General features: G+C 35.0%; 6 protein-coding genes. 4 read left to right on the plus strand and 2 right to left on the minus strand.

Annotation, left to right across the window (positions count from 1 at the left end; translation table 11 throughout):
• The first annotated feature begins 275 nt into the window (after window positions 1-275).
• Window positions 276-7,133 carry an autotransporter domain-containing protein gene (locus tag NK213_RS07595; protein WP_253348308.1) on the plus strand — a complete coding sequence of 2,286 codons (6,858 nt, stop codon included), beginning with the start codon at window positions 276-278 and terminating at the stop codon, window positions 7,131-7,133.
• Window positions 7,134-7,273: 140 nt separating this feature from the next.
• Window positions 7,274-7,594 carry a PH domain-containing protein gene (locus NK213_RS07600; RefSeq protein ID WP_253348309.1) on the plus strand — a complete coding sequence of 107 codons (321 nt, stop codon included), beginning with the start codon at window positions 7,274-7,276 and terminating at the stop codon, window positions 7,592-7,594.
• Between the two features lie 62 nt (window positions 7,595-7,656).
• Here NK213_RS07600 and hflX read toward each other — a convergent pair whose 3' ends face one another.
• Window positions 7,657-8,916 carry a GTPase HflX gene (gene hflX / locus NK213_RS07605; RefSeq protein WP_253348310.1) on the minus strand — a complete coding sequence of 420 codons (1,260 nt, stop codon included), beginning with the start codon at window positions 8,914-8,916 and terminating at the stop codon, window positions 7,657-7,659.
• Window positions 8,917-9,468: 552 nt separating this feature from the next.
• Between hflX and NK213_RS07610 the strand changes: the two genes are divergently transcribed.
• Both NK213_RS07610 and NK213_RS07615 read left to right on the plus strand, forming a co-directional pair.
• Entirely contained in the window at window positions 9,469-10,002 is a 534-nt protein-coding gene (locus NK213_RS07610; RefSeq protein ID WP_253348311.1) for a hypothetical protein, read from the plus strand.
• Between the two features lie 140 nt (window positions 10,003-10,142).
• Window positions 10,143-10,898: an alpha/beta fold hydrolase gene (locus NK213_RS07615; RefSeq protein WP_253348312.1), complete on the plus strand. Its 756-nt coding sequence runs from the start codon at window positions 10,143-10,145 to the stop codon at window positions 10,896-10,898.
• Between the two features lie 43 nt (window positions 10,899-10,941).
• On the opposite strand, the gene fabV is transcribed toward NK213_RS07615, so the two are convergent.
• Window positions 10,942-12,135, minus strand: a complete 1,194-nt coding sequence (fabV, locus tag NK213_RS07620; protein WP_253348313.1) for an enoyl-ACP reductase FabV — start codon at window positions 12,133-12,135, stop codon at window positions 10,942-10,944.
• Window positions 12,136-12,308: the final 173 nt, after the last annotated feature.

A 12,308-nucleotide genomic window follows, 5' to 3' on the forward strand; every position in this document is an offset into this window, starting at 1 on the left:
GAATGCTTTAATCATTTAAAAAAAGTTTATTTTGGATGATATAAAAAGAGATTGTTGACATTTTAACAGGGGAAAAATGTATATAAATAGAAAATATATGAAAATAATTATATTTAACAAAATATAATTTATTTAAACTTTATATTTATAAAAAATAATGTTATAAGTAAAATATGATTTTAATAAAGGAGATGATATATCAAAAAAATGAAAAAAAACTACCAAAAACTACCAAAAAACAAAATCAGTATAAAAGTGAGTTTCAGGAGGAATTTATGAGAAGAAATGAAAAATTATTATTATCTTTTTTAGCCTTGAATGCCGCAGTATCTATGAATGCCAGTGCTGCGGAAAATCAGCTTACAGCTAAGTATGACAGGCTTTATGAAAGTATGATAAAGAATATTAAAAGTGGAAAATCTAATGATAAGGCATATCAATTACTAGAAAGAACGCTCAACCAAAGAAATAAGGAATTAAAAGACTTATATTTGCAGAGTGATTTTGTGGTAAAACCGGAATATCTCGAATGGCAGATATTTTTCAGCGGTTTTTATACAGAACAGAACAGAGGAGATAATACTCTGGAAAATGCTGAATTTTATTCTAAGCCAAAAACGCACAGCAGTGCAATAAAACAAAATCAGGAAGCTTATGACAGAATGGAAGCAGAACTGAGAAATACCGGACTTCTTTCAGCATCACAATTAGAGTCAATAATGGGCGGATATTACAATGTGATAAATGAATTAGACGTACAAAATCAGGAAATAATAAGAAATATACTGGATAACGGACTAAAGTATATAACTAAAATAGATGGTTTTAAGAGTTATCAAAGTCCGCAGAAACCAAAAGAAATCGATCTCGGAATAAATATAACACCAAAGGTAATAAACAGAAATCCTTTGAACCCGGCACCATCAATACCGGCAGAACCAAATATAGTATTACCTGACTTTACACCTGATGTTCCTGTGTCACCCACAGTACCGACACTTACAATTAAAGCTTTTAATCCTGTGTCACCTGTACCTGTAGTGCCTAATACAACAACACCGCCGAATCTGACATTTATACCAACAGGTTTTGGTCAGGATCAAATGTATATAATTCAGAACAGCAGCGGTCAGGGGATAATGTTTGGAAATCAGGAAGAAATAGAAGCAGTGGGAACAGTAAATGTATCAGCTGGTTCGACAACTTCTTTTACCGGTACTATAAACTATATACAGGGAGGAACTCCTTTATCACTGACAAACGGAGCCTATGGTTCTGTGACTAATGCATTTTACAGTATGGTAAATAACTCTGATGTTAATATAAAAGGAAATTTTAACATACAGAATACAGATACATTTTCATCAAATACATATCGTTTTATAAGTTATAATCCTTATAATGTAACCAGTCAGGGAATTAAAGTGGATTTTAGCGGAACAATGGACTTGAATGGGAAGACTACAGGGAATTCAGTTCTTGTAGGTGTGGAGCATCAGTTGTTATATGGTAATGGAAGCGGGACCAGTCCTGCCATGCTAACAGGATATTCCACTTTTGAGAATACAGGAACGATAAATCTGGCATCGGGAACACAGGTAATAGGGATTATGGTCGATTCAGAGGGGACACAGTCACCGTATAAATCTTATACAATAAATTCGGGGACAATAAATGTAAATAATACTGAAAGTATAGGAATAGATTTTGGAGCATATGTGGGAAATCCTGCTATGGGCGGGACATATGCAGCAGGAGATTTAAATGGGAAACCATATACAGGTCATCCAAATGTAGAAGTAAGACCCGGAAACATTAATGTAAACGGAAGTCTGAATTACGGGCTAAGAGTACAGGATCTATCAAACAGTCCGGATTCATGGTATGGAGGGGTATTAGGTGCTGACTACTATGAATATGCAGAGATTGACGGATCAAACGGGATAATAACAGTTGCCGGGACAAATAATGTAGGGGTATCATTTTCACAGAAAATAGCAACAGCAGCTTCTACAGATCCCATAGGAAATGTAAGAAACTTGAGAGTAGTTCTTGATGGGACAAACGGTGTAGGAGTTTTGAGAAGAGGAGATTATCTTAACACTCAAACTGAGGATATGGTTTTAGGAAGCACTCATCTAAGCCTTTTGGAATTTGATGACAACGCAACGGGCGGAGTTCTCATAAGATCTGACTTTAAAACAGTGGCTCTGGACAGAGATCTAACAATAAGCAAGGGAAATGGAAATAATACTGTAATGCAGTCAAACGGAACAGATACATTAATAAGACTTAATACAGGAAAAACCATAAATATAAACTCAGGAATAGATACAGTGACGGGAATGCTGGCATCTAACAACGGATCATTGACAAATAACGGAACAATAAACCTAGGAGCGGAAAACTCACAGGGAATTGCAGTTTTGAGCGGTTCAAGCGGTCTGAATACAGGCACTATAAATTCAAGCGGTAATAATTCCGTTGGTATTTATAATGAGGGAACATTCAGCATGACAGGAGGAACTGTAGATATATCTTCCAATAAAGGAATAGGGCTATATACCAAAGATAACACTGTAAGCACAACAATATCAGGCGGAACAATAATTTCATCTAACGGAGCAATAGGTCTTTATGCAGACGGACCGAATTCAGCAGGAGGAGCAACGGTAAATCTTACGGGAACTGCGAATCTTGTTGCCAATAGCGGAGGACTAATGCTGTATAATTACTCATCAGCAGGAGATGCAGTAGGGAAATTTAATGTAACTGGTACAGTTAATGCAGCAGTGAATTCTAACGGGACAGCATTTTACTTTAAAGGAGTACCGGCAGGAATAAATGCATTTTTAACAAATATGATAACAGGAAGCGGAAAATTAAATATAAAACTGACAGATTCGACTTCAAGTCTTTTTGTACTGGATAATCCCGGAAGTATAATCAATCTAAGTGACGCTACACCGGAAGGAATAGCTGGAAGTCTTCCGTCAACAGTAACAATAGATGCTTCAAGCAATCCGAATTACAAACCGTATTCGGTATTCAAAGGCGGATTAAACATAGATCTGAATGTTAATATAGATAATGGAAATGATGCATATAACAGATCAGAATTTATTTCTTCAAAAGTGGAACTGTTAAGCGGAAAAACAATGACAGGAACACTTGCAGGGCAGTATGCAATCGGGCAGGAAAGCTATCTCGGAAATACAGGAAGAAATGATATAACAATAAATGTAAATAACGGATCGAAAATAAATATGTCAGGTACAGGTTCTGTGGGGATAGTAGTTAACTATGGTGAAGTTCTGAATAACGGTGAAATATCAGCTGTGGGATCAGATTCTATAGGAGTAGTGGCATATAACGGTTCTTTTATAAGAAATAACGGAAAAATAACTGTAGGTGCAGGCGGCGTGGGAATATACGGAGAAAATAAAGTAAATCCTGATTACGGAAATGGAAAAATAGAAATTGAAAATGATGGTATAATCAATTCAATTGCTGCAACAGGAGGAAGAAGCTACGGTGTATTTGCCAATAATACTGAAACATCAGTATCAAGAGCAGATTCTACAGTAAAATTATTCTCAAATTCTAATATAGATATGTCAGCACAGACAGGCGGAATAGGAGTTAGTGCCAAAAAGTCAACAATAACTAATGACGGAAAAATAACAGTAGGAAAAGACGGAATTGCATTTTATACAGAAGACAGTGAAGTAACAATAAACGGCGGGGAAATTAACCTGAAAGGTGACGGAGTAGTAGGCTTTTACATGACAGACAGTATTTTGAACGGAAATTCCGGAACAATAAACATAGACGGAAAAAATATCGTGCTGTTTCACATGCTGAATTCTACTTTTACCAATAATCTTACTATAAATGCTGCAGCGGGTTCATCGTATATTATAGGGAATATGACAAATACAACTTATACTTATACAGGTACCCAGAGTCTCGGATCGGGAAGTACACTGCTAAATGGTATTGACTCGGCTATTTTATTCGATTCATCCGCAAATATCAGCTCAGCGGGAACAGGTGTAGTTGCTCTTTTACTAAACGGGCAATATACAGGAGGATTTGTATCTCCATATTCAGTGGAAGGGGAAAATAAAGGAACAATAAGCCTTGGTAATGATTCAGCTGCTATATATGGTAAAAACGGTGCAAGACTTTCAAATACCGGAACTATAAGTGTAGGAGAATCTTCCGTGGGACTTTATGCACTAGGTTCAGGGGCAGATGTAAAAAATACCGGAACAATTAATATAGGTAAGAATTCCACTGGATTGTACCTAAGAGGCGGACAAGATATAGTAAATAATAATATTATAGCGGGTGCCGGTTCAGGATCAATCGGAATGTACACAGACAGTAATACCGGAATTGTGGAAAATAATAATGCTATAGACTTATCAGGAGATAAAGTAATAGGAATATATTCGGTAAACGGAACACAGAATATAGTAAATAACGGTACGATAAAAATCGGAAATTCAGGAAGCACTGATGATCCGGGAATTGGAATATATACAAAAAGTCTTACAGACACTATAGTAAATAACGGAACTATAGAAACAGGAACAAAAGCTCTGGGAATCTACAGTCTGGGAACTTCTGTAACTCAAAATGGTATAATAAAAGTCGGAGACGAAGGAACAGGTATATATAAAGAGCAGGGAATACTGGATATAAATAACGGTGCACAGATTTTAATAGGAAATAATGAAGCTGTGGGATTGTATGCGGTAAATAATGCAACTGTAAATATAAGACCTACAGCGGTAATGAGCATAGGATCGGGAAGTTACGGTACTATACTTGAAAACGGTTCTAGTTTATGGAATCAGGCTGCAGTGACACTATCGGATAACAGTATATTTACATATGGAAATAAAGCAAGTTCAATAATAAATGACGGTCAGATAAATATGACCGGCTCGGATAATACAGCTTTTTATATGGTAAAAGCTGGAAGTATACTGAATAATGCCAATATTACAGGCACTGCTGGAACAGGAAATATAGGAATATATAACAGAGGAATCTATGCTGTGGAAGAACTTCAGGGAGATCTTATGAAGCTGGAAGGTCTTCAGACTGAAGGAGTAATAATAAATGATGCTGATATTACATTGGGGAATTCAAATCTGATAGATATGGGCAATGGACAGAAAACAGGATATTCTGTGGGTATTTATGCCGAAGGTGCTACGGTGGAGAATAAAGCAGGAAGAACTATTACTGTGGGTGAAGACGGCGTAGGTATGTATGCGAAAGATGCATTTACTGCATCATATAACTATGGAACAATTATAGGTAACGGGAACAGAGCCATAGGAGTATTTGCAGATAATACGAGAGTAGAAAATCATGGTAAAATAATCATGACCGGTGATGATGTAATAGGAATGGCAGGAAGAAACGGGGCACAAATTTATAACGCTGCAAGCGGTGAAATATATGTTACGGGTAAAAATGTAACAGGAATTTATCTTGCAGGAGGAACGACAACAGTAGAAAATCACGGGAAAATCATAATAACCAATACAGGAGGCGCTGATGAAAACGGCGTAGGAATACGTTATACTTCTGACTTTAATACTTCAAACATAATTGGAGGAGCCGGGAATATAAGCGGAACAGGTTATGTGGAAACCGGATTTACTTCAAAAAGTTATGAGCTTCCGGAACTGCCTACATTAATAAACTCTGGAGAAATAATAATAGATGTAGCAAATAAATTCTCATATGAAAATATGAAAGTTATCGTAAAAGTAGATCCTTCTACGAATCAGGCTACTACAAATGCTTCAAGCCAGGTAGGTTTCGGAGGAAGTACAATACCGGACAAACTTGAGATAACACCTGATTTTTCCCAAGGAACTTCTGCTGACAGATATGTTCTTCAGAATATATTCAGAGGGCTTGACGGAAAAGGACAGTATATAAGCCAGTCGTTAACATGGGATGCTACAGGACAGGGGTCTGACATAGTTATGACAAGAATATCATATGATAAATTTACTGACGGACTTTGGTATGAAGACTTTGGAAGAATTCTTAATGAGAAATATGCGGGGCAGACAGGCGACGGATTAAAAGTATTTGATAAAATAGACATGATTCAGTCTGAGCCTGAATTCAGACACGCTATGGCAAGTCTTGCAGGAAATGTGTATGCGAACATAAATCAAAGAGAGGCAGATATAGCATCGATTTTCTCAAACTCAAATGATTTAATGCAAAATTCTGGAAATAACACAAAAGAAAACTTGAAAATAAATGTAATAGCCGGAAGAGGAAGAACAAATGAAGATACAGACGGAGTTGTACCTTATGACTATACTACAGCAGGTGTACTGGCTCTTAGAGAGGTGGAAAGAACTTACAGACACACATTCGGTTACTCGCTTGGGTATCTGCATACAGGATTTGAATTCAAAGATGATAACAAAAGTGAAGAATGGGTAGATACAATTCAGCTTGGTCTTCATAATAAATATGAGACAAACGGATGGAAACTGAGAAATGACCTTACAGGAAGAGTAAGTTTACATAATATAGACAGAAATATTGACTGGCCTTCACCTGTGGGCAGATCAGAAATGAACGGAACTTACGAAACATATTCGGTAACTTTGGATAATATTATCGGGAAAGAAATACCTGTAGGGAAGAAATTCAGCGTAACACCATACGGGGCATTCAAGGCAATGTATGTTACAAGACCGACATTCAGCGAAAGCGGACTTGAAAGGCTGGAAGTAGAAGGTAATGATGCATGGAGTGCAAAGCCGAGAGCAGGTGTAGAATTAAAAACATCTGTGCCTTTAGGGTCGAAATCTGCATGGGAACTGAAAGGAGCGCTTGACCTTGCTTATGAGTATGAACTGGCAGGATTAAACGAAAGGGAATATGCGAAACTTATTGCGGTGGAAGATGATTACCACAAGCTGTCAAAACCTGAAGAGGAAAAAGGAACTTTCAGGGCAAGGGCTTCTGTGGGAGTGGAAGTAACAGACAGATACGGAGTTTTTGTTACTGGTGAATACGGAGTAGGAAATAAAGATCAGGATGACTACAAAGTAGGGATAACACTTAAAGCTGTATTTTAGGATAAAAGCAAATAATTATAAAATAAAGAATACTGCAGTGAAATGAAAATTTTACTGCGGTATCTTTTAAAATTATAAAAAAAATTTTAGGAAATGAAAAACTGTAAAAGAGATATATAATCAAAAAAGGAGAATTGGATATGAACGGGAATATTGATTTACAACCAAATGAAATAATAGTGGAAAAAGTAAAAGGTGATATGTGGGATTTCGGGCAAAAGAGAGGAAGTTATATTTTTACAAATCAAAGGGTAGTATTTACTCCGTCATCTTTGATTGGTAAAGCCAAAAATGTGGAATTCTCATATAGTGAGATAGATACATTGAAAAAATGCGGGATTGGACCTATTTTACTGCCAATTCTTCCGTTTGGAATAAAGGTGGTAACAAAAGAAGGGAAAAAATATAAATTATCGCTGCTTAACAGAAATAAATGGTTTAATCTGATACAAAACAGCTAAAATTAAATAATATGATAAAATAAGCGGTGTACTGAAAAAATCAAGTACACCGCAGTTTTTTATTAATTTGTGATAATATAATTTTTATATTTTTCAATGTCGCTTTTACGACATTCAACAGTAATTTTTGTGCCGTTTTCTTCATGCTTTATGTCAAGAACAGAAGCATTTTCACTAAAATGTGATACTATTTCACCTTTGTTATACGGAATCAAAAATACAGCTTTCTCATAATTCTGAAAAATTTTCTCATAGATCTTTTCAAGAAGTAAATCCAGACCGATATCTTTTTTCGCAGAAATATAGATGGAATCTCCGTCATCTTCGGGAATTTCTTTTTCAGTGAGATCTGATTTGTTATAAACATATACAACCGGTACATCTTTTATTCCGACTTCAGCAAGAGTGGAATTAGTGGTTTCCATCATATTTTTGCAGTGAATGCTGGAATAGTCCACCACATGAATAAGCAGATCAGCCTCACGGACTTCCTCAAGAGTAGAACGGAAAGCCTTTATCAGATGATGGGGCAGATTACTCACAAATCCAACAGTATCAGTAAGAAGAAATTTCTTCTTATCTGGAAGTGTGATATTTCTGACACTAGTTTCAAGTGTGGCAAAAAGCATATCTTTTTCAAATACTTCCTTGCTTTCACCTTTATTAAATTTATTAACGAATTTATTCATAATAGTAGATTTTCCGGCATTAGTGTATCCTACAAGGGAAACAACGGGAATCTGATTCTTTTTACGCTGTTTACGCTGAATACTTCTCTCTTTGATTACATTTTCCAGTTCTTTATTAAGCAGCTGAATACGGTGTTTTATAGTTCTGTAATTGATCTCCAGCTTTGTTTCTCCGGCTCCTCGGTTGCTGGTACCGGAAGCACCGCTTTGCTGATCGAGCTTTTCATCACGGCTGGTACGCATTCTTGGAAGCTCATATTGAAGTCTTGCAATTTCTACCTGAAGCTTTGCTTCTTTGGTTTTAGCCCGCTTATAAAAAATATCCAGAATAAGCTGTGTTCTGTCTATGACTTCTACATCCAGAAGCTCTTCAAGGTTTCTTATCTGATACGGAGAGAGTTCATCATTAAATATAACCATGTCAACACCTGTCTCAGATGTAATATCTTTTAATTCATCAATTTTACCGCTGCCGAGATAATGTCCCGCATGTATTTTGTCAAGGCTCTGTACAAGTCTTTCAGTAACATTGATATTATTGGCATGAGCAAGATTTTCCAGCTCATCCATCATATAATCAAAGTCTTTTTGATTATTTATTTTTACTCCTATAATAATTGCATTTTTTGTCATATATTCCTCCTGATATTTTCACAAAAACCAGTTTCCCATTTCATTAATTTAGTCAAAAAACGGAAATCAATTCAGCAACTGAATATTTTTGAACAGATTATTGATTTATTTAACAGTATTATAAATTTAATGTAATAAAAAAAGATAGTCAGTAACTATCTAAAAATTTATAAAATAAATTGTACGCTATAAAAACAGGAGCGTAAATCATTCGCCGAAATTCGGATAGACTAATACACCTCTGAGCAAACAGAGTTTTTGCATATTTAATTGTTTAATCATTTTGCATTTTTAATTTAGCAATCCACATCGCGAACAATCCTCCAGTCCTTTTAATATCAAGTTTATAATAACACATATTTATCGTAAATGCAATTCAAAATACAGATGAAACTTTTTCAGAGATGAAAATATATGTTAATAAATAAGGCAAAATAATTAAATTTAATATTCGAGTCTTTACAAAAAAACAATAATATGATAATTTATCTATTGTAGAGATAAAATATTGATATTCTCTCATAAAATAACTGTGAAATTTAGGAGGAAAAAATGAAAAAGTTTATTTTGGCAGTTTTGTTTATTTTAAGCGCTTTAATTTATTCAGAACCTATCAAATTATCAAATATTTACAATAATAAAGGACCATGGTCTGTTGTAACAGCAGAAACAGGAAGTACATCAGGGGCAAAAGTAATATTAGCCGGAAATCCTTATAAAGATATCAGAACTGTAGATATCGATAATCCAAGCGGTGATATGTATTTTTATAAAGATTTGACTTTCGTAAAATCTGACGGCGGAGAAATTGATTTTGTGAGAACAGAAATACCGAAAGACAGTCTGAAAACTACTGTAACAACTTATAGCAGCTTAAAAGAAATATATAAAAACTGGGATAAAATGGCTTTAGTAAGTAAAAGCGGGAGCGGGGACGAAGAAGTAATAGGTGTATTCAATAAAAAAGCATACAAAGATATACAAATTTTTAATAAAGGAAATAACACAATAGTTAAATATTTTGATGTATATTTTATCTTTGATAAAAATGACTGTGAGTTTAAAGATGCCACAGCATGGAGTTAATTGAATAAAGATACGGAAAATGTTCTCTGAATTTTTGGAGGACATTTTTTTATTTTTAGAGACTGTTATTTTGAATTATGTAATATTTAAGGTATAATTAAGGAATGAAACCAAACTAAAAAAGTATAACAGGAGGAGAGATGCCTTATTTTAAATACAAAGAGAAAAATATTTATTATGAAGAAAGAGGGACAGGAGATATTCCAGTAATATTCCTTCACGGGAATACTGCATCTTCTAAAATGTTCAGTGAAATTGTCAGTTTATATGAAAAAGATTTTAAGATATTTATGATAGACTTTCTTGGGCATGGAAATTCAGACAGAATAACAGAAATTCCTGATAACATCTGGTACGAAGAAGCTTTGCAGACAGTGGAGTTTTTGAAAAATATTCGTATGGAAAAGATAAATATAATAGGGACAAGCGGAGGTGCCTTGACAGCAATAAATGCGGCTTTACTGTATCCTGAAAAAATAAATAAAATTATAGCAGACAGTTTTGAAGGCGAATATGCTCTGGATATTATAGGAGAAAATATAGAGAATGAGAGGGCAGCTTCTAAGACTGATCCTGATATGGCCGGCTTTTGGGAGAGAAATCATGGGAAAGACTGGGAAACAGTGGTTGATAATGATACTAAAGCAATAGTAAAACATTATCAAAATGTGAAAAATTTTTTTCCGGTGAAATTATCTGAACTAAAAGTTCCGGTATTGCTTACCGGAAGTCTTGAAGATGAATTCTCAGAGTATGTTTCTTTTGAAAAAACTTATGGAAAAATGCTTGAAGAAATATCTGACGGAAGGATGTACCTGTTTGGAAAAGGCGGTCATCCTGCATTTATCACAGCTGGAGAGGATTTTCTCAAAATAGCAAAAGAATTTTTTGAATAATAAAAAAGCAGACTTTTAAGGGTCTGCTGATTTATTATATAATTTATATTTCTTTCGCAGCTAATTCATCAAGATCTAAATCTTCATCATAATTAACATTATCAAAATCAAAACCGTTCAGGTTCATAAATTCTTCTCTCGCACCTGCATAATCAGTAAGTTCTTTGAAATTCTCAGGTGTAACTTTATCCCATAAATTCTCAACAGCTTCCTGAACATCCGGTCTCATTTCCCAGTTATCAGGTCTTAGTCTTCTATCAGAATCTATTTCTTTATGATCCCCGTAAACCATATCTTTTAGTAATCTGTGTTTCTGTTCAATAGTTCCTTCATGTATTCCTTTTTCTTTCATTATCTTGTAAAGCAAAGCTGCATAAAGAGGAAATACAGGTATAACTGCACTTGCTCTTGTCATAAGAGCTTTACTTAATGAAATATAAGCTTCTCCGTGATATTTCTCGGCAAGATAATCGTTTAACTCGTTAGATGTCTTTTCAATATCTCTTTTAGCAGCTCCGATAGTACCTTCTTTGTAGATACCGTAAGTAACTTTCGGCCCGAGATATGAATATGCAACAGTCTTAAATCCTTCAGTAAGGACACCGGCACCGTCCAGAGCTTCTATCCAAAGCTTCCAGTCTTCCCCGCCCATTACTTTTACTGTACTTATTAACTCATCTTCTGTAGCAACTTCCATTTTTCCGTTTTCGATAATTTCTTTTTCCAGATTTATAGTAGGACCTTCAATTTCGTTAGTAGTAGACTTCAGTGCTGATCTGTAAGTTATTCCTGTTTTGGGATCAGTTCTTACACCACTTGCAAGACTGTATATAAGCAGGTCGATCTTTCCGCCGAACTCATTTTTTATATATTCAATAACATTTTCTTTTATTTCATCAGAAAAAGCATCACCCATAAAATTTTTAGCAATTAATCCTTCACGACGGGCTTCTTCTGTAAAGGCTACTGTATTCCACCAACCGGCAGTCCCTACTCTTTTACCTTCCACACCTTTTTCAAATGCGACACCAATAGTATCAGCGCCGGCACCAAAAGCCAAAGAGATTCTGCTTGCCAGACCATACCCAGAAGAAGAACCAATTATTAAAACCTTCTTAGGTCCGCTATATTTATCTGATTTTTTTACATAGTCTATCTGTCTTTTAACGAATTCTTCACATCCTACGGGATGGGCAGTAAGTGCGAGACTCCCCTTTAATCTTGGCTTGATAACCATTGTTAACCTCCTAAAAACTTTAATACTTTATAAAGTATACAATATTAGATAAAATATTACAAGCATAAATCAAGAAAATGTTTAAATGTTTTTGGCAGTTTCGAAAATATATGATAAAAGCAGATAAAAAGTACAGACTGCGAATAAAACACAATATAAGGCAATATGTTAAG

It is taken from the genome of Sebaldella sp. S0638, assembly GCF_024158605.1.
Taxonomy (GTDB): domain Bacteria; phylum Fusobacteriota; class Fusobacteriia; order Fusobacteriales; family Leptotrichiaceae; genus Sebaldella.